At 58.6% G+C, this 25,858-nt stretch carries 22 protein-coding genes and 2 pseudogenes; 5 read left to right on the top strand and 19 right to left on the bottom strand.

All coding sequences use genetic code 11. From position 1 onward, the window contains the following. Positions 1 to 140: 140 nt before the first annotated feature. A complete protein-coding gene (locus tag Q1A63_RS17230; RefSeq protein WP_298972971.1) occupies positions 141 to 419 on the bottom strand; it encodes a hypothetical protein in 279 nt (92 codons plus the stop codon). On the opposite strand from Q1A63_RS17230, the gene Q1A63_RS17225 reads away from it, so the two are divergent. Both Q1A63_RS17225 and Q1A63_RS17220 read left to right on the top strand, forming a co-directional pair. Beyond that, on the top strand, positions 412 to 756 hold the full coding sequence (locus Q1A63_RS17225) for an acyl-CoA dehydrogenase family protein (RefSeq protein ID WP_298972968.1): 345 nt from the start codon (positions 412 to 414) through the stop codon (positions 754 to 756). The genes Q1A63_RS17230 and Q1A63_RS17225 overlap by 8 nt on opposite strands. Then, positions 756 to 1,238 (top strand): annotated as a pseudogene (locus Q1A63_RS17220) (acyl-CoA dehydrogenase family protein). The gene Q1A63_RS17225 and the pseudogene Q1A63_RS17220 overlap by 1 nt, the downstream one beginning before the upstream one ends. Before the next feature lie 782 nt (positions 1,239 to 2,020). Here Q1A63_RS17220 and Q1A63_RS17215 read toward each other — a convergent pair. From Q1A63_RS17215 to Q1A63_RS17190, 6 genes are all read right to left on the bottom strand, one after another. Beyond that, the gene (locus Q1A63_RS17215; RefSeq protein WP_299632287.1) at positions 2,021 to 2,956 is read right to left on the bottom strand and encodes a hypothetical protein; all 936 of its coding nucleotides are present in this window, start codon (positions 2,954 to 2,956) and stop codon (positions 2,021 to 2,023) included. 1,072 nt (positions 2,957 to 4,028) lie between these two features. Next, a complete protein-coding gene (locus Q1A63_RS17210; protein WP_298972964.1) occupies positions 4,029 to 4,820 on the bottom strand; it encodes a glutathione S-transferase family protein in 792 nt (263 codons plus the stop codon). 11 nt (positions 4,821 to 4,831) lie between these two features. After that, entirely contained in the window at positions 4,832 to 6,175 is a 1,344-nt protein-coding gene (locus Q1A63_RS17205; protein ID WP_298972962.1) for a cytochrome P450, read from the bottom strand. Between the two features lie 30 nt (positions 6,176 to 6,205). After that, positions 6,206 to 7,888 (bottom strand): peroxidase, encoded by a 1,683-nt coding sequence (locus Q1A63_RS17200; RefSeq protein WP_299632286.1) that lies wholly within the window; start codon positions 7,886 to 7,888, stop codon positions 6,206 to 6,208. Continuing rightward, positions 7,885 to 8,931, bottom strand: coding sequence for a hypothetical protein (locus Q1A63_RS17195; protein ID WP_299632285.1), 1,047 nt, complete (start codon positions 8,929 to 8,931; stop codon positions 7,885 to 7,887). Before Q1A63_RS17195 ends, Q1A63_RS17200 begins: the two co-directional genes overlap by 4 nt. Continuing rightward, positions 8,924 to 9,619 carry a hypothetical protein gene (locus tag Q1A63_RS17190; protein ID WP_298972957.1) on the bottom strand — a complete coding sequence of 232 codons (696 nt, stop codon included), beginning with the start codon at positions 9,617 to 9,619 and terminating at the stop codon, positions 8,924 to 8,926. Before Q1A63_RS17190 ends, Q1A63_RS17195 begins: the two co-directional genes overlap by 8 nt. Before the next feature lie 522 nt (positions 9,620 to 10,141). Between Q1A63_RS17190 and Q1A63_RS17185 the strand changes: the two are divergent. Continuing rightward, a pseudogene (locus tag Q1A63_RS17185) lies at positions 10,142 to 10,305 on the top strand (integrase); the annotation flags it as partial. A gap of 223 nt (positions 10,306 to 10,528) precedes the next feature. Here Q1A63_RS17185 and Q1A63_RS17180 read toward each other — a convergent pair. The 3 genes from Q1A63_RS17180 to Q1A63_RS17170 all read right to left on the bottom strand — a co-directional run bounded on the left by Q1A63_RS17180 (position 10,529) and on the right by Q1A63_RS17170 (position 15,019). Continuing rightward, on the bottom strand, positions 10,529 to 12,223 hold the full coding sequence (locus Q1A63_RS17180; protein WP_299632284.1) for an ABC transporter ATP-binding protein: 1,695 nt from the start codon (positions 12,221 to 12,223) through the stop codon (positions 10,529 to 10,531). A 416-nt stretch (positions 12,224 to 12,639) separates the two neighbouring features. Then, entirely contained in the window at positions 12,640 to 13,779 is a 1,140-nt protein-coding gene (locus tag Q1A63_RS17175) for an FAD-dependent monooxygenase (RefSeq protein ID WP_298972952.1), read from the bottom strand. Between the two features lie 7 nt (positions 13,780 to 13,786). After that, complete coding sequence (locus Q1A63_RS17170; protein WP_298972949.1) at positions 13,787 to 15,019, bottom strand: FAD-dependent oxidoreductase; 1,233 nt, start codon at positions 15,017 to 15,019, stop codon at positions 13,787 to 13,789. Between the two features lie 139 nt (positions 15,020 to 15,158). Between Q1A63_RS17170 and Q1A63_RS17165 the strand changes: the two genes are divergently transcribed. Then, positions 15,159 to 15,566 (top strand): helix-turn-helix domain-containing protein, encoded by a 408-nt coding sequence (locus Q1A63_RS17165; RefSeq protein WP_298972948.1) that lies wholly within the window; start codon positions 15,159 to 15,161, stop codon positions 15,564 to 15,566. Positions 15,567 to 16,070: 504 nt separating this feature from the next. On the opposite strand, the gene Q1A63_RS25680 is transcribed toward Q1A63_RS17165, so the two are convergent. The 7 genes from Q1A63_RS25680 to Q1A63_RS17135 form a co-directional block, all read right to left on the bottom strand. Further along, positions 16,071 to 16,277: an EamA family transporter gene (locus Q1A63_RS25680; protein ID WP_366524378.1), complete on the bottom strand. Its 207-nt coding sequence runs from the start codon at positions 16,275 to 16,277 to the stop codon at positions 16,071 to 16,073. A gap of 15 nt (positions 16,278 to 16,292) precedes the next feature. Continuing rightward, entirely contained in the window at positions 16,293 to 16,967 is a 675-nt protein-coding gene (locus tag Q1A63_RS17160; RefSeq protein WP_298972946.1) for a DMT family transporter, read from the bottom strand. Positions 16,968 to 17,231: 264 nt separating this feature from the next. Next, a complete protein-coding gene (locus Q1A63_RS17155; RefSeq protein ID WP_299632283.1) occupies positions 17,232 to 18,209 on the bottom strand; it encodes an oligopeptide/dipeptide ABC transporter ATP-binding protein in 978 nt (325 codons plus the stop codon). Then, a complete protein-coding gene (locus Q1A63_RS17150) occupies positions 18,206 to 19,195 on the bottom strand; it encodes an ABC transporter ATP-binding protein (RefSeq protein WP_299632282.1) in 990 nt (329 codons plus the stop codon). The genes Q1A63_RS17155 and Q1A63_RS17150 overlap by 4 nt, the downstream gene beginning before the upstream one ends. Positions 19,196 to 19,198: 3 nt before the next feature. Further along, complete coding sequence (locus tag Q1A63_RS17145; protein ID WP_299632281.1) at positions 19,199 to 20,044, bottom strand: ABC transporter permease; 846 nt, start codon at positions 20,042 to 20,044, stop codon at positions 19,199 to 19,201. Between the two features lie 13 nt (positions 20,045 to 20,057). Then, complete coding sequence (locus tag Q1A63_RS17140; protein WP_298972936.1) at positions 20,058 to 20,978, bottom strand: ABC transporter permease; 921 nt, start codon at positions 20,976 to 20,978, stop codon at positions 20,058 to 20,060. Between the two features lie 76 nt (positions 20,979 to 21,054). Continuing rightward, positions 21,055 to 22,650 carry an ABC transporter substrate-binding protein gene (locus Q1A63_RS17135; RefSeq protein ID WP_298972934.1) on the bottom strand — a complete coding sequence of 532 codons (1,596 nt, stop codon included), beginning with the start codon at positions 22,648 to 22,650 and terminating at the stop codon, positions 21,055 to 21,057. 201 nt (positions 22,651 to 22,851) lie between these two features. Between Q1A63_RS17135 and Q1A63_RS17130 the strand changes: the two genes are divergently transcribed. Beyond that, the gene (locus Q1A63_RS17130) at positions 22,852 to 23,847 is read left to right on the top strand and encodes a 2-dehydropantoate 2-reductase (RefSeq protein ID WP_298972932.1); all 996 of its coding nucleotides are present in this window, start codon (positions 22,852 to 22,854) and stop codon (positions 23,845 to 23,847) included. On the opposite strand, the gene Q1A63_RS17125 is transcribed toward Q1A63_RS17130, so the two are convergent. After that, entirely contained in the window at positions 23,844 to 24,683 is an 840-nt protein-coding gene (locus tag Q1A63_RS17125) for an alpha/beta fold hydrolase (RefSeq protein WP_299632280.1), read from the bottom strand. The two genes, Q1A63_RS17130 and Q1A63_RS17125, sit on opposite strands and share 4 nt — an antisense overlap. Positions 24,684 to 24,738: 55 nt before the next feature. After that, complete coding sequence (locus Q1A63_RS17120) at positions 24,739 to 25,791, bottom strand: beta-propeller fold lactonase family protein (RefSeq protein WP_299632279.1); 1,053 nt, start codon at positions 25,789 to 25,791, stop codon at positions 24,739 to 24,741. Positions 25,792 to 25,858: the final 67 nt, after the last annotated feature.

Here is a 25,858-nt window from a genome sequence, read left to right as displayed (position 1 = left end):
GTGCCACCCGACCGGTGTTTGCGTCCCGCTCCCCGCCGATCCCTCAGAAACTGCCAAGGTTTTCTGGACGGGCGCCCATTGGCAATGAGTCATCGAGGCGAAATGGCCGGATTCCCGACACCCCTCGCGATGGAGTTGAACTATGCCCGAAGCGAGGGCAGCGCATCCATTAAAGCAAGCTCCAACAAGGAGTGATCGACCTCGAAGGCGACCTGTGACCGTGGAAGAGCGGTTTCCCTCAATTCAGCCGCCGCTTGCTCACCCAGGTCACCATGAATCACGAGCCGCTCGATGGCCCAACCCCGAAGCTCATTCATCGGCTGATCTTCTGACGGTTCTTCGACAACGATGCCGGCGGCGATCTCTACTATGGTTGCGTCGCGCTGCCGCTGGTTGAGTTGCCTATTGTAGATGTACACTCGCGCCACGAACGATGGCGATGGCACATGGACCACCAGCGGTGCGAAAGCCTGGGTCAGCCTCTCGGGGGAGGCCGGCATCTATTTCACCGTCGTGAAGACCAGCGACGCACGCGGCCACAAGGATATGGCCATGATCGCCGTTCCGGATGATGCGCCGGGGATCAGCTTCGGCCCGATGTATGAGACGCCGTCTTACAACTTCCCGCCCATGTCCGAGATATATCTCGACAAGGTTGCCGTCAGCGACGACAACATCATCCTGCCCATCGGTCAGGGCTTTCAGGGCGCGCTCATGGCGATCGACGTCGCGCGTTTCTCGATTGCGTCGGGCTGATGCAAGCTGCGCTGGATACCGCGCTGTTCTATTCCAAGAACCGCAAGATGTTCAGTGGCCGTAGCCTTGATCTGGACGGCATCCAGCGGATGCTGGGCGAGGTCACGGCCGATCTCGGGCTCTCCCGGTTGCTCTATCGCAAAGCCGCCGAGGCGCTTGGCACACCAGAGGGGCCGTTGATGGCCGCGCACGCCAAACGGTTTCTGCCCGACGCCGCAGTGAAGGCGGCCAACACCTGTGCGTAGGGTCTGGGTGGCAGGGGGCTGTTGCAACCCTACGGTCTGGACCGTCTGTTCCGCCTGGCGCAGATGCTGCGGATCGTGGACGGAACCACTGAAATCAGGCGAGTTGTGATCGGCCGCGCTTTGCAGAAACGTACGGCAAGCCTACCTGATTTGCCGGTGTCTAAAGGGTTTGGTGAGGCCGACGAAGATACCGGTCCCATTGCATTGCAGCTGAATGAGCCTAGGCATGCTATTTAGCCTCAAGAAGTGGCTGAATTGCATTGATGTGAGCTCTTTGAGCTCGAAGATGCGAGGTTAGCGGCGAGGAGAAACAGATAGCAAAAATCTAGGAGCCAAAAATCCGCTTTGGTTAAGCTGCATTGCGGCGCTGACAGGCAAAATCAGTATCTGGTTTGGGCCGTTGCACGCCGGTCGCCCCCATGGGTGAAGATGCTGCAGTGCATCCGAGGTCGGCGAGTGGACAAGTTGTGGAAACCTGAATTCTTTTGCGCGAAGCGCGGTGTCGCTCAATTCTTCGGGGGATTTTTCAATTTGCGCCCCTGTGAATGAGCCACCTTTCAGGCCAGGAAGATCAAGCGCATTTGGTCTTTTAGGGTGCTGATTGGTGGATTGGCAATCGCGCCTGCATGTCCATGTTGCGACCTAAATATGCGTTGTTGATCGATCTTTGGCGGGCCAGAGCCTAAAGCGCTCTGGGTCCAATTGGGCGTTCAAAACAAGGTTATCGGCTTTGGACGAAGTTAGGAGCGCCTTGAACACCGTCAGTACCGGTTCGTCTTCCATCCGCCACTCGTAGAAAGAGATTTGCGCATCTGTTGGCCAACAGCGACCATCGCCGAGTGAAGGGTTGCTGTACAAACAACTAAGAGGGCTCTCTACGAGGTCAGTTCTTCGCGGGTCTGTTTGCTGTTGCTGTCTGAGAAAAGGATGGCTGAGCCCTATTCCGCCCATGAGGTTTGACGCAATTGAGGCGTTCAAAATCAAATCCTACTGGAACATTGAACACTGTCGCAGGCCGGTCAAAACCGGATATTGAACGCAGCCTTCAGGCCATAATTCTGGGAGGTAGATGCACCCAGACCATCCACAAAGCTGTCGATCACAATCGCGCCACCCGCCTGCGTGAAATAGCTGACGCCCAGATTCACCCGACCGTGACCGTCGCGTTGGTTCGGCGTCGCCAATGCGTCGCTGCCATAGCGGCGGGTCGATGTGCTCGAAAGCGCGCCGCCGCCATTCAGAGTGAAAGGGGCTCCGTTCATCTGGCGCAGCGTGTGTCGAAAGCCCAACCTCATCTTGATCTGGCGCAGCCGAATGCCCTGCTCCGGAAGCGATCCGCCCCCGCGCGGTGACACATCGTCCGTCGCGTATGACGCCAGAATGCTCGGGATCAGAGTCGTGATGCCATAGCGAAGCTGGCCTGACATCTTCAGTTGCGCCAAAGTACGGCGGGTCTCCGGCCGCTCCTTGCTGTCACCTAAAAGCCGTACGCCGTTGGAGGCCCGCCCGTACAAAAAACGCCCCTCGAAAAACAGGGGGTGATTGGCATTCCGGGCCAGAAAATAGGGTCCGGCCATCGCGCCCAGGCCCTCCTTGTCGGACGCGGTGCTCGCTTGGGATAGATAGTCCGCCTCGATCATACCGCCGACAATCAGGCTGGGCCTAACATAGGCATGCAGACCCATCGCGCCAAAGCCGTATTTGTCCTTGCGTTGGCCGTCCTCGCCCCACCGCCCGTTCACCCGCGCCCACAAACGCCGATCCACGCTACTGGAAAAGGTCAAGGTACCGCGATGGTCGGTAATATCGGCGTTCAACGCGCCGGATCCGGTCCCCGACAGAAAGGCCACCAGATCCGGCTGATGCAGAACCAGCTTTTTCGTACGGGCATTTTGAAACTGAAACATCAGCTTCTGGGTCTCAACCGTGTCGGCCCGCGCGCTGATGTCAGCCATGCCAAACAGCCAAACGACCAGGGCCAGGATAATCGCACACCACCGCAACACAGCCCGCCCCACCGCCTGTGATAAGACTGCCGCGTACATACCGCTATGGACATGGGTCTTTTTCATGACATGGGCACTTGGGATAGCTGGATCAGAGAGGAAGGCGGCGCCCCGCTAGGACGAGTTACTCAGGTGGCAAATTTCCGCTTATCTATACACGTTAAAATTGATCAGTCATCCCAAAACTCACAAAACACCGATATTTATAGTATAATTATTGTGTCAATGCGTAATAAAAAGTGGCGGAAATTTGCGTCTCTATGGACGATCCCGCCACAAAACAGGACCAAAAAGACCCTAAAACTGTCCCGCCATGGCCGGCTCAATCGGGACAGCTCCGCGCCGCGCGCACGGGCTTCAGCAGTCATCGCTATGGGGCCATCCAATTCCGGTGATCCCATCGGCGTGCAGCAGTGTCAGGATCAGCGATGTGAGCTGATATAGCTGGCGCAAGCGTTTTTGCGGGATGGAACGCCCGCAATTATGGATACGAAGAGCCTGGAGAATGAGAATGCTCGACTGAGGAGGATCGCCGCGGAGCTAGAACCGGACAAGCCCATTTTCCAACGATCCCGGCAGGCGAATACGTGCATTCGCTGAAAGGGAAAGCCTGACATTCCCAAAGCGCAGGGTCCCGCTGACCGGCAGTGTATTGAGATAGCAATGTCATGAGAGGCAGACCGCAGAAGAGCTCCGTCAAACCGTCATTCATACTCGAAATAAGCTCGCTCCTTCGGAGCGACGGACTAGCGGGTGCCCTTCTCCATGATCTCCTTCAGCCGGTTGGGTGAAGGCCGGGAGCTTCGGAACATCATGTTCCCGAGCCGTCGGAGCGGTGTGCAACCGTCTTTTTCCCTGAGGCCAGTGATCTGCCCCAAATCACCAGTCCCAAGGGCGGAATATGGGACAGGTCACTGGCGGTTTTGGGACAAGGCTTGACCAACTGTCCATCTTTCTGAGACCACTGCGTCCTTTGCACGGGCAATACGGCCCGGCAAAGCCATCGGTTGCAATCGCAGCCCTAAATGCAGAGCAGTTGCGCGGGACGGTGGGTATCGTAGATGCGCTGGATAAAGAGACCTGTCGGGCGTTGGCGCAGCTCCTTATAGACCTGCTGCATGAAAACGGGGCACTTGGCCTCATTGGGCAGCATCCCATGATATCCCTGCGCCAGGATCATCGGGCCCAAAGCCGCCGCGGTCGCCAGATCTGCATAAGACAGCCGGTCCCCCACCAGATAACGGCGCCCGTCGGCCAGCATGACATCGAATTTGTCCCAGCCGTCATAGATGCTCTGCAAAGACGTATCCGCCACGCCTTGGTTCAGCTTGAGCCCCTTGTACATCAACGTGCGAATGGTCCCGAAGGCCAAAGCGCAGGTGAGCTTTTCGTACCAGGGCACACTTGTCGTGAGCGAGGGCCAGACAACCGATTTGTGCTTGAGGAAGTTCCAATACGACCAATTCACCACATCGTCACCCAGCGTCCAATAGGCATATTTGACAATGTCATCGACCTGCTGCGCGTGGTTCGGCTCGGCCTTGGCATCGGGCAAAAGCCGGTATTCCGCCGGAGCGTCCGGATCAAAGAGTTCGGCGATCTGCAGACAACCGGCGGTCTTGGTTTTGCCGTCTGAATGCACGAAGAGCGGATAGTCATCCTTGCCCTGCCCCCAGGATTTCAGCGCCAGCACATGAAAAATCGGCGCATGCGGCCGCTCTGTATAGTCGACACCGTAATGGGCCAGGAGCCAGCGGCCAAGATCCACCCCGGACGATGGCAGAAGCGTTACGAGGAGAGGTTTGCCTGCCATGCCGCTGCCTTTTACGCATCGAATTCGAGGTGAAAATGTGCCGGAAACCCGAGGTCTCCGGTGCTGATCTGGCCAGCCTCACCGCTCGCCCGTCGCAGGTTTTTCTGTTTCAGCAACGGTTTGAGGATCGCAGGGATCACCGCCTGATTGATCTGATCGCCAAAACAGTTGTGCATGCCATACCCCCAGATCATGTAGGTTTCCCATGGCCGATCAGTGCGGAAGCTGGTGGGCTCAGGGATCTCGAAGCGGTCAAAACAGGCCGAGAAGTTGGCGGCAAAGACGATCTGGCCCTTGCGGATTTTAACGCGGCGCAGCGTCGAGGTCGCCACTTCCGTGTCATGAGTTGCCCTACGGTAAATCACGGGGTTGAACGGGTTGAAACGCAACGCTTCCCAGCAATGCTGGGCCAGCAGGGCATCGTCATCCTCCTGCGCCGCGCGCTGCGCCGAGGCGAGCGCGTCTGGGCGGTTGAGCAGTTCATCCAGCACGAGGCAGCTTGCCTTGGAGATTGTCGGAATCGCCCCGATCAGCAAGCCCAGGAGATTGTTGCGGATGCCCAGATCGCTCATCCCGGGCGTGTCCGATGATTGCAGCGCCAGACACCGGTTCAGGATATCGGGCGCTGCCGTCGGGTTGGCCTTGCGGTCTGCGATATGGGCATCGAGGTAGGTCCGCAGTTCCGCCGCCTGCTGCAATGCAACGGCCCCTTTTTCGGCATCGGCGCCGAGATCCTGGAACAGGTACCAGAACAGCGTCGTCGTCCAGTCTTGCATGCTCTGACGTTCACCACCGCAGCCAAAATAGGTGTCCGTCATGTCCCAGGGCACTTCGAGCGTGAGTGTGGGAACGATATCGATGCTGCCGCCGCTGTCTGCGACGATCTTGGTGGCAAGCTCCGCCGCGCGTGGCTGAACGATCTCCGCGACATCGGTCATCCGCGCGGCAAGGCGCATCGCGGAGGTATCCCGCGTGTAGTCCCAACCGGGCTGCATCCCGAGAAAGAAATTGTCCCCCTCGGTCAGCTCCCGCATACGGGGGCCGTAGACCACCTCGAAATCGGCATTTCTGTTCAGCACATCCACCACATCGGCGCGCCGGGTGACGAGCGCGGTGCCGGTGTTGTCATAGCATTTCATGACAACCCGGCTGAGCGAGATGTTTGGCCAAACCCCTCTGAGCAGCGCAAACACTTGGCGCTGTGTGGCGGGTTTGAGAAAGAAACTCCCCACCCCTCCGGCGAACAGCGCACGGATGCCGCCAATTAGGAGACTGACCAGCGCAAAGAGCGCCTCGCCCCAGACCGCGAGGCGCTGGTAGATCGAGACGAAGATATTGAGGACGGCGGTAATCATGGCGACACCTCGACTTGTCTTGAGTTGGGGTCAGGTCGGATCGACGATGCCCATCGCCATCATCCGCAACGCGGTCATCGACGGAGCAAAAAAGTAATCCCCACCGCGACATTCAACAAAGGTCTTGAGCTTGCTCATGACATAGGGCGGTTTGCCTGACTTCGGGTCCGACGGGATCGTGAACCGCTTGTGCTCCTCGTGATTGCCAAGCAAGGGGCAAGTGTTGTTGCCCTGGTGGAAATCCAGCCCGTATTGGATCCATTGCTGCTGCACGAACTCGAACTGGCGGAAGAGGCTGGCACCCATGATGATCATGATCACGCCCTGCTCGGTGCTGTCCGTCTTTTTGCTGTTATCCGATGGCCCATAGGGCAGCCCGCGGCGCAGAATGCGCCGGCGCTTGTTCAGGGCGCTGGTGGCCTTGGCATTCTCCGGCTGCGCGCCACTGTCCGACACCCCGGTCTCGTTCAAGGGGTCGAGGTAGTCGCGGGTGTTCATCCGCCGCATATGGGCGCCGCCCGGGCATTTCAGGCCCGCCATATCGTCGGCGTAGCGGAAGTCGCGCGCCTCTGGTGACGCGACATAGGCAAGGTTTTTCAGATACCCCGTCTTGGGGTCCACGCCTTCACCGCGCCACCCCTTGCTCGTGCCAAAGGCGATCCATTCCTGATAGGTCGGAACCTTCGACAGGGGCACACCGTCAGACCAGCGCCCGCACATCTTGGCGCGGATCGTCTCGACAGCCTCCTCGACGGAGATTTCCATGACGGCGGCGTAGCGCTCGGCCTCTTCCTTGACCACCGTGTCAAAGCTGCCGACATTCTCGTGCAGCTTGCGGAAGGCAAAGAAGGTGCCGTTGTGCATGAACTCGGGCGGTCGTGCCGTCGGGGGCAGTTCCTGGCTCTCATCGGGGTGACCAAGGATGAACTCCCCCGTCGCCAGAGGTTCCCAGCCATCACCCATCAGCTTGCCGCGACCGATCACCGCATCAGCCTCGACTTCCAGCGGCAATTGCCCCTCGAAGACCGGGTTCCCGATGCCGTCCGTGAAACCGAAGTGCTCCTTCGGCGTGGGCCGCATGGTCCCACCCACATCCTCGAAGACGGCGCTGGCCTCCTGATAGGGTTGATCCCCATCTTTACCGACACCCGTGATGTGCGTGACACCACAGTCCTTCGCGGTCGCCAGAACCCACTTGGTCCGGGCCTCGAGCTCGGCATTTGGCTTGTCCAAAACATCCTGGCTTTCGCACTGAGCGTTCAGCGTCACCATCACATGCACGTCGTCCTTGCCGAAACCCAGCGTGCCCGGCTGCCGGCTTTTCTGCCAGATCGGATCCCAATGGGCGTCCCAGTTCTCCTGCTTAACTTCCTCCTCGGTCTTCGTCTGATCCCGATCGCCGAGGATAAAGGCCCGCTGTTTCATGCCTTCGATAAATTCGTCAGGCATCGCCTGAAGCGTTCGCACCGGCAGCTGCAGCGCCAACAGGCCTGGGAACGTCAGGGCAATATTTGTGGTGCATTTCGGGCGCGATGCCTGGTCGGGCCAACGCGCGGCGGTGGTTACCTTTTGGCGGATTTTCTCAATAAAGCCGCGACCCGCCTTGCGATCAGGGAAATGGAAAAAAATGTATCGGGCAAATGGAAATGAATAGCGGCCATAGGCGCGGGTGACATTGCCCTGAATGTCGTTGAGGTTCAATTTACGTGTCATGTCGGGCTCGCGTCTTTCAATGTGACATTCGTGGGATCGGCAGAGGAAATCACCCCCGGCTTCTGGGTCATGGCGTGCAGGTTGCCGGGCTCATGCTCCGCGACAAAGGTGCCGAATGCTGCATGCAACTGATCGGGCGGCAGCCCCTGGTTTTCGATGAAGAACTGCGAGAACTTCTGTTGGATATAGAGCCCTTTCAGCACCGATGGCAGATCGTCGTATTTGGCCGGGGCAAGGGGTTTTTCACCGTTCGAGATGGCGAATTTGATCGCTAGCACAGCCAGCACGATCCCCAGCCCGATGGACAGGATCCAGGTGGGCAATGTTGGCCACCCCAGCATCGGAACGGTGCCAACGCCAAACAGCCATAGCGCCAGCGTCAGTAGGCCAAACGCCAAGGGTGCCAGCACCCCGACGAGCAGCGGTGTCAGTGGCAGATTATGAAATTTCGCCGTCTCCAGCTCCAGATAATAGTCGTGAAACGGCATGGTCGTTTCGACATGGCAGCGATTGAGGTAGCTGGCAAAATCCTCCGCAGAATTGACATCGTTGAAACCGTAGCAGTTGGAGTAGACGTCTCTCAGCTCCTCCTCCATCGTTTCCCACAGCGTGCGGGCATAGACGTCGCGCACCGCGCGCGCCTGAGGCGGGCTGAGTTCGGTGGGCAACGGGTCACCAACCTCGGTCACCGCGTCCACGTCCGCACAGAAAATAAGATAGGGCGCGTTCAGCCGGTCCACCGGTTGCGGCACGCTCTGCTTGCTTCCTGTCAGCTGGGCGAGCAAGGGGTTCTGCGTGATACGCCCGTTGTAGATGGTGTCATTCAGCACAAACATCCGCGCCAGATGGTTGCGCAGATTGCGCGCAAAGGGGCTGTTGTAGCGGTCCTCCACCGTTGCGGGCGATTGGTTGGCGGTCGGGAACTTGGCCAGTGCGATGCGCACGCGCTGCTCATAGGAGGTTTGCGGATTGTCCTTTGGCGCCCCGGGTTTGATCGGCGCCATCGTGTTCAGGAAGATATGTCCGGAATCAAGATCAGGCATCGGGCTGCTCCTTTCCGGCGGTGGCGCGGCGGCTGGCATAGGCCATTTGCGCGGCCTCGATGTAGTCCCGGCGGTTCACCTCTGCCCGCTCCGTGTCGAGGCTCGCGACGGGGCCAAACCCCGGGTCTCCAAGCCCGGCCTGCATCTTCAGCGCGGCTTTTTCGTAAGCGGCGGCAAAGGCCTCAGGCGTGGCGGACCCATGCATTTCGGCAAGCTTCAGCACCTGATCATAGACCAAGAGACTGGTCTTGACGTCGCGCTGCGCCGAGCCGGGCGTGGCGTTGTAGTAATAGTCTGTGTTGACCTGATTGAAGGTGATGTAGTCCTTGAACGGCGTGATCGGGATCGATTTGGGGTATTTGATCGATGAGTACCAGAAGAGGTCCAGACCGCTGGGAATCCCGTCCGAAAAGGCGTCGATGTACTGATCCCAGGTGCCGTTGAAATTCGAGCAAAAGAGCACATAGTCGTTCTTCAACCGCTCTTGGCCCTGGCCAAGATTGGGCCAGTCGCCGGGCTTGATGATCACCCAGCGGGCAAAGTGGATCAACGACAGACCCAACAGTCCCAGCAGGTTACTTGGTAGGCCGCGCGAGGCCATGAAAAGCAAGCGATTGATCCAGGTAACCTTCGGATTACTTGGCGTCACCACATTCATCGCATATGCCTTGCCTGCAATGTTCGACATAAAAAACCTCTTTGATCAAATTTGAGCAGCTGCCAGTCGAGCCACCCGTGTCGTCAGAAATATCAATGCACTGATGGTGACCCAGAGTTGAAAAAAATTCAACCTTGGCGTGACGAAGGTCTCGATTGGATGACGAATTCATGTGGTCAGGAGCAGATCCCCTGATTGCGGCCGGGCGTGCTGGTATGATCAGCAAAGGCCGTCTGATCCGCAACCTGCAAACCGTGTTATGCACAGCAAGGCGAGGACCCAGCCTCCTTGCAGTCCTGTGATAAAACAGATCAATCATCTGCAAGGAGCCGTATAACGGCGCGCATTGGCCCTTCGGGATTGCGATGGGCCAAGTCGGCCACGCTTGGCTTGGTCATACGTACAGCTGGCAGGTCCCGTTTCAGGCGGCTTCAGTCTATTGCCCGAGTTAGCCCGCGATACTCCTCTTCGCCACGGTCGTCCCGCTTGGCATCGCGTTTCAATGTTTCAAAGACATGCCCCTCATCGTCAATAAGCGTCGAGCTTGGCAATCATTCAATGCGACGAACCAAGGTGGCTCAGATCTACAAAAAATACCGGCACTCTGCGCGCCGATCAGCTTCTGCTCGGGCATACCAAGATGGATAGCACCGTTCGATATCTTGGCGTTGGAACTTGAGGATGCTCTTGCTATCGCCGAAGCGATTAAAATTTAACGACACGGTCCGTCTAGCGGACCGTCCAAAGCGGGTGTTGACCAAGCTCGCTCATTCCGCGATGCAGCATCGCCAGCGCGGGCCTTCGACCGACCTTCTACCTTTTTGCTCAATCTAGGGCCCGCTGCTGGACTGACCGGCCTCGCAGTCGCTGCTCGAAGCTCCTGCTGCTTGACACGACGGCGCACCAGGTTACTTGAGTGCGCCACAATCTGTGGCCACCTCAGGCTGCTAGTGTTTGGCGTTTACGCAGCGCACGATAAAGACCATTTTTTCGGGCCATCAGATCGGCGGGTGTACCATCCTCCACAATCCTGCCGCGGTCAAAGACCAGGATGCGGTCCATCCTTTCGACGGTCGCCAGACGGTGTGCGATGACCAGTGTCGTGCGCCCCTCCATCAACCGCTCCGCGGCTTCGGCGACCCGCGCCTCTGCCTCGGAATCGAGCGAAGATGTTGCCTCGTCCATGACCAGAACAGGCGCATCTGAAAGGAATGCACGTGCGATGGCGACCCGCTGACGCTCGCCACCAGACAGCTTCACGCCACGTTCGCCAACCGCGGTGCCGTAGCCCTTCGGCAATTGCGCGATGAACTCGGCAGCGCCCGCCCGCGCGGCGGCCTCATGCACTTCCGCCAAGGTGGCACCGGGACGCGCATAGGCGATATTCTCGGCAAGTGACCGATGAAACAGAATTGGCTCCTGCGGCACTATTGCGATGTGCTGGCGCAGTTCGGATAGCGGTACCTGCGCGATGTCAACGCCGCCCAGCGTGATCGCGCCATCCGTGACTTCGTGGATCCTCTGGATCAGCTTTACGAATGTCGTCTTGCCTGACCCCGAACGGCCTACCAGCCCTACTTTTTGCCCGGCGGGTATCGCGACATGCAGATCGGCAAAGAGCGGCGTAGGCGCGCCTGTGTAACCATAATCAACATGATCGAAGGCCAAGGCAGCTGCACGCGAGGACAATGCGCGCGCGGGAAGACGGACCACTTCACTCTCTGGTGTCGCAGACATCAGGTCCACCAGTTCCTCTGCGTCATTTATGGATTTCTGAAGCATCCGTACGTGATGACCGATTTGCCGCAGATAGCCATCCAGCACGCCAAGTGCTGCGACGACATAGGCAATTTCGCCCGGGCCGGCGAGACCTCGGGCAAAGGCCAGCAACGCGCCGCCCAATACTGCGGCCCGCAGACACCATAGCGACGTGTCTTGCGCCAGACCAGACCAGGTGCCGCGCCGCCATGTCCTCCGGGTCCGATGCGCCCATTTCGACAAGACCTGCCCGAGCCGATCATCCTCGCGCGCCTCGCCGGCATGCGCACGCACGACAGCGTTCGACGTGATCGCATCGGCGAGCGCACCGGATACCCGACTGTCCTGCGCGTTCGACAGCCGCGCGGCGGGGGCCACCCAGAAAAGCGTCAGCGTCAGAGAAAGTCCAAGAAACATCATGGCACCCAAAGCAGCAACGAGGCCAACCTCCCATCGGAAGGCGGTGAGCGTGCCAATGGTCCCCAGCAACACAAGCGTTGATGGCAGGAGCGCCAGCAGCAACACGTCCGCCATGTCATCAAGCGCCCAGGCACCACGAGTGATCTGCCGCACGGTCGATCCGGCGAAAGCGTTGGCGTGCCAATCAGCCGGCAGGCGCTGAACGCGCGCAAATGCTTCGGCCTCAGCCGCCTGCATGGTTGGGACGGTCAGGGCGATGATTGCAAAATAGCTCAGGATCTTGGCCGCGATGGAGATGACACCAAGACCAAGCAAAAGCCCGAACGCGCCCCAGGGCGAGGCCGCCTCTGCGACGGCCGCAACAAGGTGGCCCGTTACCACAGGGATCATGACGTCGGCTGCTGTCGACGTGAGCACGAGCAACAGCACCGCGGCAACAAGCCCGCACCTTCGCATCCAAAGGCGAGTGGCGAAAGTGAGAACGCGCGCAAAGGCGCCTTTGATGGGTGGACGGAACATGGAATGATCGCGGACAAGGACACCGCGCCCTGAATCTGAATGAAGAAATGTCCAGCTAGTGGAACGTTGCGGCTGACGTCAGAGGCGATAATCGCCCAATATCGTCAGGATACGGGAACTCCGAAACGGGAGTTGCCCGGGAGGAAACGCGTGGTCATCATCATGTTCGCCCTCCTTGCAATGTCATGTCCTAGGATGTTGTTAAGGCCAGCGGTACGCCCAAGTCAAGCGCCACGGATCATTCCCATGCATGCTTTGCGTATTTCGGCGCATTGCCGGATCTTGGCGGGCCGACCTGATGCCGCGCCGTAGCCTTCGAATTGCGGCATCCCTCTGGTTTTTGCGATCCGTGCTTAAAACCCTAAACCTGAACTTGCAGCCAGCCGTTTGCCGCGAGCAGCTGTCGCCAACAACTCTCGATTTCTCAAAAGCGCCCATTGGGCCAACCTGTCAGTCGGCAACGACTTTTGTCTCGACCAGTTTTGCAATGCTTGTGCGAGGGATCTGGCGTCCCCGAAGGCCTTTGACGTTCCGGCCGCCGTGTGGGGTCTTACGGTCCCGGCGGCGTCACCGACCAGCAGGCCGCGGCTGTAAACGCGGTCCTGCGCCGCCACATCCTGAACCGGTTGTGCAAATATTTTCGAAGCGCTGACCAGGTCCTGAAAAACAGGGGGCAGCGTTCTGTCGGCAAGGTTATGCACCGCGGTCCTGACGCTTTTCGAGACATCGCTCGCCGGCAGAAATGAGCGATAGCTCTTACCCGACGCGCCCGTCATAACGTCCGTCAATTGGTCTTCGGGGGTATTGAAGTACCACACCCAATTGACCCTGCGACGGCCCGGCTCGATCGCGCCATCGGCCCCGGGGACAAGATAGCACAGCATCTGCATTCCAGGATTTGTATAGGACGTGAAGCGATCCGTGAGCGCCTCAACCAGATGAGACGGCAAGGCCATTTCGTCTTCCAGCCCACGCCAGGCGACATAACCGGAATAGCGTGCGGCGGCGCCGTCGCCTGTCAAAAGGGCCCGACATTGCGAATTGACACCATCGGCACCGATCACGAGGTCCGTGTCTGCGGATGCACCGTTTGAGAAGGTGGCCACGACACGGTCGTCCTGCGGGGTCAAATCTGTCAGCTCGTGTTCTTGCACGTATGACGCCGGATCAAGCCGTGCGCACAGTGACCGATAGAGCGTGTCCCATGCGGTCATCAGTTGAGGGGCCGCTTGCGCACGCGCGGTACCGTCCTGTAAAAGGCTGACACGTTCCCTCAAGGCGACACAGACAGACGCGGTGTCGATGTCTATGCGTCGCAAAAGATCATCGACCTCAGGCTGCATGACAACACCAGCCCCGCGCGCTTGCATCTCTCCGGCGGAGCGTTCGAAAACGCGGACCTCGGCCCCCAAACTTTCCGAAAGCTCAATCGCCGTTGCAAGGCCGCCGACGGACCCGCCTATGATGGCAGCTTTAAAAGGATACCTATCCATCGTGCTGTTATCCGTACGTTTCGCTAAGGTAGCGATGCACGAATGCCACCGCCATCGCGCCTTCGCCGACCGCAGTTGCGACACGCTTGATTGATCGATGCCGGACATCACCCGCAGCAAAGGAGCCAGGTACGCTGCTTTCAAGAAAATGTGGCGGGCGGTTAAGCTTCCAACAGTCCGGTGGCTTTCCATTTTTGAGCAGATCCGGTCCCGTGATGATGTACCCCGCCTTGTCGCGGATGATGTCGGTATCTTTAGCCCACTCCGTATGAGGGACGCCCCCGATGGCGACAAAAAGTCGACCGGTGTCCCACCATGACGTCTTCTCACCGTCACGCGTCAATTCAATCCGGGACAAGCGATCATCTCCGTCGAGCGCCGTAATCTCGGCGTTGTAAATCACCGATACATTGCTGGTCTTTTCAATCCGTTCCTGCAGATAACGCGACATTGAGGCGGCCAGTCCTGGCCCCCGGACCACCATGGTGACTTGATCCGCATGATCGGCGAGATGCATGACAGCCTGACCAGCGGAATTGCCGCCGCCTACGACGTAGACGTGTTCGCCCTTGCATAGTGGCGCTTCACTTACTCCGGCTCCGTAGTACAGACCTGATCCCAGAAAGTGTTGCTCTCGCTCCAGTCCGAGCCGGTGCCACTCAACTCCCGTTGCGCAGATATTCGACCGGGCGACCATTGTTTTGCCGTTGGCCAGTTCGGCGTGAATGCGATTGTCTTGAAATTCAGCCTTCACACCCTCACGCATCATCAGAATTTCGACGCCGAACTTCAGTGCCTGCTCGCGCGCACGCGACGCAAGCTCTACACCTGCCAGCCCTTCAGGAAAGCCCAGATAGTTTTCGATGTTCGATGTCGTACCAGCCTGACCGCCGACAGCGTGTTTTTCGATCAGAACGGTGCTGAGCCCTTCTGACGCCGCATAAACAGCGGCGGACAAACCTGCAGGACCAGCGCCATAAATCGAAACGTCATATTCGGCACAACTGGGCTCGATCACCAATCCCAGTGCTCTTGCCAGATCCGTCACATTGGGATCATCCAGTGTTTTTCCGGCGGAAATCTCCGCTGTCAGCGTCCCACTCTGTTCTTCCCACTCGAAACTGATACCGGAGCGTTGCAGGAAATCGCGCATTTCATAACCCTTCGCATCGCTTTTGCTGCCACGGAGCTTAATGGTGTCTTGCCGATTGTCTGCCGACACGTTCTTTGGTGACGTCATCAATGAAGCTCCTGAACGATCTGCGTTTTGAGTTGGGTTGGGAGTCTGATATCACCTAAGGAACCAAAGGGCGAGTAGGCACCTTTTGGTAACGTGAAAAGCAGCGCGCTCTGACCTATGAACCCGGAAGGCAAGACAAATGTCCGATGATTCCAAACAGTCCAACTCAGGCAATGATCCCAGATCCGATATACTCGACGAAAAGTACCCGGCGCGCCGGATTATAGGCATCATCGCGGACAAATGGACCCCGATCGTGCTTTACTGCCTTGCGTCCGGCACGCGGCATTTCGGACAGATGGAAAAGCGAATTCCCGGGCTTTCCCGCAAAATGCTCACCCAGGTCCTTCGGCGGCTGGAAGCCAACGGATTGGTGACCAGACGGGTCTTGAGGGCAGTGCCGCCAAAAACGGATTACGAGCTTACACCTCTCGGACGACAGTTGTATGTCCCCGTGGCCATGCTCTGCGACTGGGCCCTTAAAAATGAAACGACGCTGGATCGGATCGATGCCTACCGATCACAGTTTGTGCGGAAGACGGACTAGAAATGACCGGTACCTTTGGAACGACGACAGTCGCAGGTAGAAATAGTCAGATGAAGGCTACTTTTGGCGCCAAAGGCCCTTGCTTGGTTTGAATTCAGCTTCGTTTGGTTACAGCGCCTCGCCGGCCCAAAGCCGCCTTCCAGCAGGGCAAGATGCCGCTGCGATACGCCCTTCAGGGGAGACATTTGCCGCAAGCGCGAAGCCCAAGGCATGACCAACTCACAGATCGCAAGACTTTGCTGCCCTTTGCCCCCCGGAAACGATCGTTCTTTGATGCAAGCGTCTAGCCCGCAGACCAGCGATGTGGAGCATCGGAATTTGCCTTGGATATCATGGGGCGTCCTCCAGGCTTCGTCCCGGATCAAAGTGTGAAATGAAGGCCGCCGTCGGTTGATCTGGCATCATTGATCAAAATGGGCTCTTTCGAAACCTTCGCCGCGACATGAGCCCATGACCGCATCGCACGGCTTAGCTGCCATTCATGTTCCGCGCTTCCGAGCAAAATCACCCTGCATTGACGATCAGTGCCACCCCGGCAACCGTGCAGATCGCGCCGACCCAGGCCAACCCTGGCGGACGTGCTTTGCCAAAGAACCAAATCAGAGGCAGAATGATTAACGGAGTGGTTGCTGTAAGCGTGGAGACGACACCAACTGGGCCGCCACTGAGTGCGTATAGCTGCAAAGTCATTCCGAGACCGGTACCAATCACTGCGCTCGAGAACACCTAACGTGCGATCGGCATCGGCATCGACCTGATCTGCGCTTTTCTTTCCGTGGAAAGGACCACAGTAAGCAACAAACTGAGCGATCCGGCTAAAGACCGAACGAATGTTGCCGAAATCAGATCAGTACCGTCAAACATGACGGGTGCTGCGACGAGGACGCTTCCTGCCCGCGAAAGCGCGGATGCTAAGCCAAATAGGATTCCGCTAGTGACATTGCCGCTTTCCCCCGAGAAACGCACTAGAGCATCGGAGTTGCGCGAAAAAATAGCCAAAACGAGGCCGCCGAATACTATGCCAACGCCGATTAGAGAGAGCCCGCTCACGACCTGTCCCAAAACCAGAAAGCCAAGCGCCAATGCGAAAGGTGCAGTGGTCGTGTTCAGTAGTGATTGAAGCGAAGGCCCGACACGCGCCAACGACGAGTAGCGCAGCGTGTTTGAAAAGAAGACGCCCAAAATACCTGATACGATAAGTAGCGAGATATCCCAAAAATCGAGCGATGGATCGAAATCCGAGATAAGAACCAATAAGGCGAAGCCGACTGCGACAATCGACATTCGTACGAAACTGAAAACTACAGCGCCCAAAGATCTAGCTGCATCGTAGGCAAGAAGGCTCGAAATTGCAAAACAGGTTGCCGTTCCGATAGCTGCAAATATCCAGAATGATGTCAAAAACTTGAGTCCAAGATTATGAGTTCAAGACAAGCCTAGAATCTCAACTTAACTTGAGGTCAAGGTCGTTTTTATTCTCGGACATTCTGCTCCACACCAGCATGTTTTGGGCTCCTTCCGGACGTCGGCGGCGCAACTCTTTCGAAGACAGCAAGCAGACCTAAAGCCGGCCTTGCCAAATGACTAGCAAATGTCAGCTTCCAGAGATAATTTGCGCGTGTCCCTTTTAGTCGTTTGGTTATAGGTGGGCGCATGCTTCAACAGTCAGGGATCTAGGTGACAGCTCATCACGTGGTCGGGCGATCCAAGGTCTTTCAGCCGGGGTAGCTTGGTTTTGCAGATGTCGCCTATAACACTCTGGCATCTGGGGTGAAACGGGCAGCCCGCTGGTGGATTAACAGGGGACGGCACGTCGCCGCGCAGGACAATCGCCTCATGCGGGGTATCAACCCTCAACGGCAGGGCTGCAGACAAAAGCGCCTTGGTATAGGGGTGCTGAGGCGTGTCGAACATCTGGTCGGTCGGGCCAATCTCCACCAGTTTGCCCAGATACATCACCGCGATCCGGTCCGCCATGAAACGTGTTGTCCCAAGATCATGCGCGACCACGACATAGCTGCAGCCCACGTCTTGCTGCAAATCCTTGAAGAGGTTCATGATCTGGGACCGGATCGAGACATCAAGGGCCGAAACCGGCTCATCCAAAATGATCAGCTTGGGTTTGGCGATGATCGCGCTGGCAATGGCAATCCGCTGGCGTTGACCCCCGGAAAACTCATGCGGATAGTATTTTGCCTGCTCCGGCCGCAGGCCCACTGCAATCAGGGCCTCATCCACGCGGCGCGTCAGTTCCCCTTTGGTCAGGCTGTCGTTCACGACCAGTGTTTCGGCCACGATATCGAAGACACGCATGCGCGGGCTTAGGGATGCCCAGGGGTCCTGAAAGACCGCCTGAACATTGGTCCGAAACGTTTTGATCTCAGCCTTTGACATGGTTGCGATGTCTTTGCCTTCGATCTCCACAGTGCCAGAGGTAGGGTCCAGCAGTCGCAATAACATGCGTGCCAATGTAGTCTTGCCACAACCGGATTCCCCCACCAGAGCAAGTGTCTGCCCGTGTTCCAGACTGAAGCTCACGTCATCGACGGCGCGCACAATGTGCTCCTGCCGACCGAGCAGCCCGTGCGGGATCGGAAAATGCTTGGTCAGCCCGAAGACGTTCAAAATCGGCGGATGGCTCACGTGTCTCTTCCCATATTCCAGCAGCTGGCAAGGTGCGTGTCTCCACCGCTCAATCCTGCTTCCTGTTGTGGCACCTCGCGCGTGCAGATGTCCCGGGCATAGGGGCAGCGCGGCGCAAAGCTGCAGCCCTTGCGGTCCGCGGAGAGCGCCGGTGGCTGGCCCTCGATGGCGTAAAGCCTGTCCACCTTTTGATCGACACTGGGGACCGATTTCAACAAGGCCTCGGTGTAAGGGTGCGAGGGTGCGCGGAACACCTCTGCGACCGTGCCGGACTCGACGATTTTGCCGCCGTACATTACCACCAGCTTGTGACAAAGGTTGGCAACAATCCCGAGATCGTGCGTGATAAAGATGATTGCGGTGCCGGTTTCTTCCTGAATGTCGCGCAGCAGTTCCAGATATTGCAACTGGATCGTGACATCGAGCGCGGTTGTCGGCTCATCCGCGATGATGACCTTGGGCGCTCCTGCTATGGCGATGGCCCCTACCACGCGCTGCTTCATGCCCCCACTCATCTGATGCGGATAGGCATGGACACGGCGTTCCGCGTCCGCAACGTTCACCTTTTTGAGCAGATCAACGACCCGACCAAACAGCGATTTGCGTGATGTGCCCGGATTGTTGATCTGGAGCGCTTCGATCACCTGATTGCCAACCGTGAACACCGGATTGAGCGAGGTGTGCGGGTCTTGCAGGATCATGCCGATCTCACGCCCGCGCACTTTGGCGATCTCCTCATCGGACAGGCCCACCAGGTCGGTCTGCTCCAGCAGTATTTCCCCGCTCTCAATACGTCCGATCGGTTGGGGCAAAACCTGCATGATCGACAGCGCCGTCATCGATTTACCACTGCCCGACTCCCCGACGATGCCCAGCGTTTCGCCCGCGCCGACATCAAAACTCACATCATCGACAACGGGCACGGATCCACTGGACAGGTCCAGAACCGTGCGCAGATTTTTCACCTGAAGAACTGAGGCACTCATGGATCACACCTGCCGTAGTTTGGGGTCGAGCCAGTCACGCAGGCTGTCGCCCAGCATGTTGACGGACAAGACGGTAAGCAAAATGGCCGTGCCGGGGAAAAACGAAATCCACCAGCTGGAAACGATAAGCTGACGGCCATCCGCGACCAGCAGCCCCCAGGCCGGGATCGGGCGCGGAATGCCGATGCCCAGAAAGCTCAGCGTCGCCTCAAGGACGATCACAACGCCAATCTGCAACGTCGCCAGAACAACAATGGTATTGATGATGTTGGGCAGGATGTATTTGCGCAGAATGCGAATGTCAGAGGCCCCCGCCACGCGCGCGCGCGCCACGAAATCACGTTCGCGCAAGATCAGCGTTTCGGCCCGCACCTGCCGTGCAAAAAAACCCCAGATCACGAAGATGACCACCAGAATGACCAGTTGGAAACTCGGGCCGGACACGGCCGCCAAGGCCAGGGCCAGCAAGATGCTGGGTAGTGCAAATGTGATATCGACCACCCGCATGATCAGCGCGTCGACCACACCACGCATATACCCGGCGATCAGGCCCAGCACGGTACCGACAATGGCCCCCAAAATGATCCCGACCAGCGAGATCACCAGCGCATAGCGCGCGCCATGCATGATCCGGCTGAGGATGTCCCGGCCCAGCCGGTCGGTACCGAGGATGAACTCGGTCGTGCCGCCGAAAAACAGCGGCGGCTGCAAACGGTTGCGCAGATAGGCCTTAAACGGGTCATGCGGCGCGATGAAATCCGCAAAGAGCGCTGGAATGACGAGCACGATCATCAAAACCGCGATGGGCAAGATGGGCAGTCGGCCCAGGAATTTAGGTGTTTTTGTCATTTTGCAGCCCCCGTCAACTAAAGCGGATGCGGGGATCGACCACCGCATAAAGGACATCGACAAGGAAGTTCGCCAGCAGGTAGAAGACCGCAAAGAACATGACGACGGACTGCACGACCGGGAAGTCCCGCCCGCGGATCGCATCAATGGCCAGCAGACCGGTCCCCGGCCAGGCAAAGACCGTTTCCACAACCACCGAGCCGGTGAGCAAGGACCCCGCCAGCACGCCGAAATAGGTCACGGGCACAATGGCCGCATTGCGAAAGGCGTGCTTCCAGATCACCGCGCGCTCGTTCACGCCTTTGACCCGCGCCAGTTTGACATATTCGGTATCGAGCACTTCCAGCATGGCCGAACGCGTCAACCGGGTCAGCGCGGCGATCTGGAACCAGGCCATCGCGATGGCGGGCAAGATCATGTAAGACAGCCCTCCGTAACCCGAGGTGGGAAACCAGCCCAGAGTCACGGCGAAAATCCACATCAGGATGATGCCCAGCCAGAACGCCGGGAACGACTGCCCCAACAGCGCAATGATCCCGGCCATGCGATCAAAGATCGAACCACGCCAGATCGCACTGAGCACACCCAGCGGAATGGCCACCACCACGCTGATCAGAACAGCAAGCCCCCCCAGTTTAAGCGTCGCGGGCAGACGTTCCAGCACAACCGCGGCGGCGGTATTGCCTTTCCACTTGGTCGAGTCGCCAAAATCCCCCACGGCTGCGTTTTGCAGAAAGGTCAGGTACTGCACGTAATAGGGCCGATCCAACCCCAGATGTTCGGTCAAAGAATCGATCTGCTGCTGCGTCGCGTCATCCGGCAACAGCGCATCGATCGGGCTGCCCGTCAGATGGCTGAGGCTGAAGACGATCACGGTGATCACAAAGAGGGCGATCAGCATATGCGTCAGCCGTGTAAAAATGAAACGAAGCATTCATGTGGTCCCAGCAGTGGTGCGGTGTTGAACGTCCGGGCCGATAGGGGGGCCCGGACAGTGGCATGTGAGCGGATCAATTCGCCGGAACGATGGATCCGAAATGGCTGACCCCCACGGATGTGGTGCCCGGGAAGGTCCATGCGCTGACCGTCTCGGGGTTTACAATGACCTCCGCCGAGATGCTTGCCAAGGGCGCCACGGCGTATTGTTCGAACACGCGGGTGAAAATCGCGCCAGCCAGTTCATTGCGTTCATCCACGTCGATGGAGACCATGTATTTCTCCATCAGTCCTTCGATGACCTCGTCTTCATAATTGTTCCGAGGCCCGCCAGTCGCGGAATAGTAATTGCGGATGCCCACAGCGCTGGGTTTCACCGGCAGGTTGCGCATCGGATGGAACATCCTGGCCTCGCGCGCGCTGCGCAAGCCGCCCAGACTGGCCCAATCCATCTCGACGATTTCGGTCTGAAAGCCCGCCTCATCGAGGAACACCTGCATGAGTTCCGCCATTGCCGGGAATTCCGGGTTGCCCGCCAGCGTGGACGACAGGATCGGGATCACCGGGTTCGAGAAGTTCTCCGGATACCCGGCCTCAGCCATCAGCGCCTGTGCTTTTTCCAGATCATAGCCGTATGCCGCTTCAAAGCGCTCGGCCAACTCAGGCACATAACCTTCGTGGCGGGGGTCCATCCCGAAGACGGGCAGGATTTCGGCGCGCCCGTCATAGAGCACGTCGATCACGGCCTGACGGTCGATGGAGCGGTTGATGGCTTCGCGGATACGAATGTCGAGCCAGGGCAGCGTTTCATCAAGACCGTCGTATCCGGGCAAAAGGAAGGTGCCGTTAAAGAGCATTGTGGTCTGGTTCGATGCATTGGTCGACGGGATCGCCTGGAACCCTGCCCCAAGCGCGTCACCCTGAAGCTCGCGTGGCAGGATGACGATATCGGCTTCCTTGGAGAGAAGCTGCGCGAGGGTCGTTGCAGGCTCCGCCACAAACTTCAGCTCTAGCCGGTCGAACTGGGCGTCCTGCCCCGACCAGTGGCCTTCAACCTTCTCAAAGGTCAGCCCCTGGCCGATGTTGCGCGCCACATATTGCAGATTGGCGGTGCCGGCGGGTTTCGCATCGTAACCTTCAAGTCCCTCCTTGTCGAACTGCGCCTTGGAGTAGATCACCAGAGACCCGCGACCACCGTGCACGAACAAAAAGTCGACCTGCGGCGCAGGCAGCGTGAATTTCACCGTGTGATCGTCAAGGGCGTCCGCCACTGCCCCTTCCAACTGGCTGATACCATTCAACGTCGTGTCAGGACCGGTGTGTAAGGCAAGGCTGTGCACCACATCCGCTGCCGTCACAGGCCCCCAGCCAAAGTGGAACTCAGCCTCGGGTTTCAACTTGAAGGTCCATTCGGTGAAATCATCGTTATGGCTCCAGCTTTCGGCCAGACCACTGTTGTCATAGGCGCCGGTAACCGGGTCATGACCGACGAGCCCCTGCATGGACGGGCCAAGGGCAAAGTCCCCCGGCGTGTTCCAGTAACGGTTGGTCTCTACGGCGGGCGGGCTCATGACCATCTCGATGGTCTGTGCCTGCGCCGGCATGATTGCCGCCGCCGACACTAGCAAAGAGCTGATCGCGGCCAAACGCACGAGTTTTGATGCAAACATAGTATCCTCCCAGATCGCTTGTTTATGTCCTCAGGTGCCGCAAGTTGACCGAACCCGCCTCCCAGGGGTTCAATGTCAAGATTTGCAGTTTCTTTGCTGCTCGATTAGGTTATCGATAACTCTGTTAACTTTAGGAGACATGCGGCTTATGTCAACACACTTGTCAGAAACGACCTTATTGCCGTTCAAACCTGAGCAATCATGCGCATTCTAGTTCTTGGGGCCGGGGCGGTCGGAGGTTTTTTGGCCGGGGTCTTTCATGAAAAAGGCCACGACGTCAGCGTACTGGCACGGGGACCGCATCTTGCCGCGATCAAGTCCGGTGGCCTGCGGGTACGGAACCCGGATGGCCATGTGATCACCTGTGCCGTCACCGCGACGGATACCCCCGGTGATCTGGGCCCGCAGGATCTGATCCTCACCACGCTCAAAGCCCCGGCCCTTGCAGGTGTACTCACCTCCTGCGCACATCTGCTGCGACGGGGCACGCCTGTCATCACGGCCATGAACGGCGTGTTCTGGTGGTACGGCACAGGGTTCAGTGGCGGTGGCGAGGCGCCCGACTGCACACGGCTCGATCCAGATGGGACGTTGGCAAACCTTGTACCGGCAGATCAGGCGGTGGGCATGGTGATTCACTCGACCAATCAGGTTGTGGAACCCGGGCTGATCCAAAACCGTTCTGCGCGCAATCGCTTTGTGATCGGGGCGGCCACCCCAGCAGGCGCGGATCAGATCAGGGCGATGCTGCCGTCCCTGCAAACTCCAAGCGCCCGGTTCGAACTTGAAGAGGACCTGCGACGCCCCATGTGGCATAAGCTATTGCGCAATCTCTCAACCGCACCTGCATCCGTCTTGACCGGGGGCATGGCTTATGAGGTGCTGAACGATCCTGACGCACACCCCGTCGCGCGGGCACTGTTTCTGGAGGGGGCAGCGGTGGCCCAGGCACATGGGTTTGACGGGCTCGGCGATGATGTCGACAAGGTCTTTGCGCCCGGTGCGGGTGCCCACCAAAAACCCTCGATGAGCCAGGATGTAGACCTCGGGCGTCCCATGGAGATCGATACCATGCTTCGCATCGTACAGGATTTTGGCCGACAGGTAGGCGTGCCGACACCAACCCTGGATGTTGTGATCGGCCTTGTAATTCTGCGCGCCCGCCTCGCCGGAGGCTACCCGCAGGCAAGTCCCTAACCGCTCTTTCTAGTGGCGAGGTCATCTGCAAAACGCACAAGATCACCGACAAAACGTTGGGGATACTCCGCATGCAGCGAATGCCCCCCATCCGGATAGATGATGGTTTGCACATCAGGGATCTGCACCAGAATGTCATCCACATCGCTCTGGATGCGGAACAACCGATCATGCAGGCCCGTGAACACCAGCGTCGGGATACACAGGTCCGGCCAGGGAAAACCCCAATCGGCCTTGTGGACCCCTTCCGCCAGGCGGCGGCGCGGATGTTCGGGGGGCCATGGGGTATAGCCCTGTTTGGGCAAATGCGACGGGCGTAACGTCTCCAGTTGATCGCAGCCCGACAGAACCGGGCGCAGCACATCGAGCACCAGCGGCATGCCTCCCATGGCAATCAGCCGCGCCTCCAGCTCATTGATCCAATCGACCTGCGCGCTGGGTTTACGCAGCGTGTTCACCAGCACCATTGCATCTGCCGCGGCGCCCTCCAGCCAGGCCCGCGCCGCAAAAAGACCGCCGATGGACAGGCCTACAAAGATCGGATGTTCGGGGCGCTCCTGCGCCAGCGTGAACCCAATGTCGGAGATGATTTCGGCAGGTTCCAGCCTGGCGGCAGCCCCGTATGTTGACTGGCCCTGACCACGATAGTCAAACGACAGCGTGCCAAGCCCACCGGACCGCAAAAGCGGGGCAATCTCATCCTCCCAAACGGCCGTAGAGGCGCCCATGGAGTTCAAAAAGACAAAGGTCGCCTTGCCCTTTTGTGGAGAGCTATGGATTGCATGAATGGCGTTATCACCATCGATCTCGATAAAGCGCGGGTCGCCATTTTTCATTTTGGGCCTCTCTATGTGTTTTGAGTGCGGGACGCCGGGTGCGCCGCGTCGGCAGTTACAGGATTTCCACCCATCCCGGTTCTCCACCTGTGGGCAGTTCCATCACATGTCGCGGCGGTGCAGACCTTTCCGACACGTCGTATAGCGCGATGCAATCGCCCTTGAGCGCGCTCAAAACAACAAAGCGCCCGTTCGGGGTCACATCAAAACAGCGCGGGTTCTTGGGGGTCGAAACGATGTGGCGGCTGGACAGGTGCCCATTGTTCGGGTCGATATCCCAGACGGCCAGCGTGTCACTTCGGCGTTCGGAGGCAAAGAGCCGGTCCCCCCTGGGAGATACCTTGATCTGCGCACCCCAGGGGGCGCCCTCAAAATCCTCCGGCAGAATGGACACACGCATCAGCGCGCACAGGCCACCGTCTGCCGGGTCCAGCCGGTAACACACCAGACTGCCGTCTCGCTGGTTGAGCAGATACATGTACCGGCGGTTCGGGTGAAAGGCGAGATGACGGCACCCTGCCCCCGTCTGCAACGCAACCTCGGGCGGTGAATTCGCTGTGAAACTGCCGATCCGTTCGTCAAACAGCAGACTGACAAGAACATCGTCGCTCAGGCTGGGGATAAAGGTATAGCGGTTCGTGTAGTCGGTCTGTATCTGATGCGCGCCGGGCAGAGGCACCACTGTCCCGCTTGCGCGGGCCTGCACGTGGCCGTGGTCTCCGATCGGATAGGCGACCACCAACCCGGAGGGTTCAGAAGCCCCCAGCAGGAACCCACCCGTCCGATCCACCGAGATATGCGACAGTTGCGCCATCACAGGCGTGCTGGACATATGGGTCAAAAGACCTGTGATCGGGTCGATGGCATAGGTGTCGACAAGATCTTTTTCAGGCGTGGTCTGATCGCCATAGACCGCTGCGTAAAGCCGTCGTCGGTTCGGCGCATGTGCAAGGGGCAGCCCCCGTCCAACCAGACCGTTTCCCCGCCCGGGGAGCGTGATCGTCTGGACATGTTCCAAAGCGCCGGTCATCTCATCGCCCGAAAACACGTCGACCTCATTGCCCGACAGGCAGGAGACGTAGGCGGTGTAGCGGTACCCGTCTGTCACCTGCAGTCCTGTCTTAGGTTACGCCAAAGGTGAGCACGCCACATCATAGCTGTCCTTGCTTCTGCGC

Origin of the sequence: uncultured Roseobacter sp., assembly GCF_947499265.1 — a bacterium.
GTDB lineage: Bacteria > Pseudomonadota > Alphaproteobacteria > Rhodobacterales > Rhodobacteraceae > Roseobacter.
The sequence above is the reverse complement of the archived record's forward strand: the minus strand, read 5'-3'. Positions and strand labels throughout refer to the sequence as shown.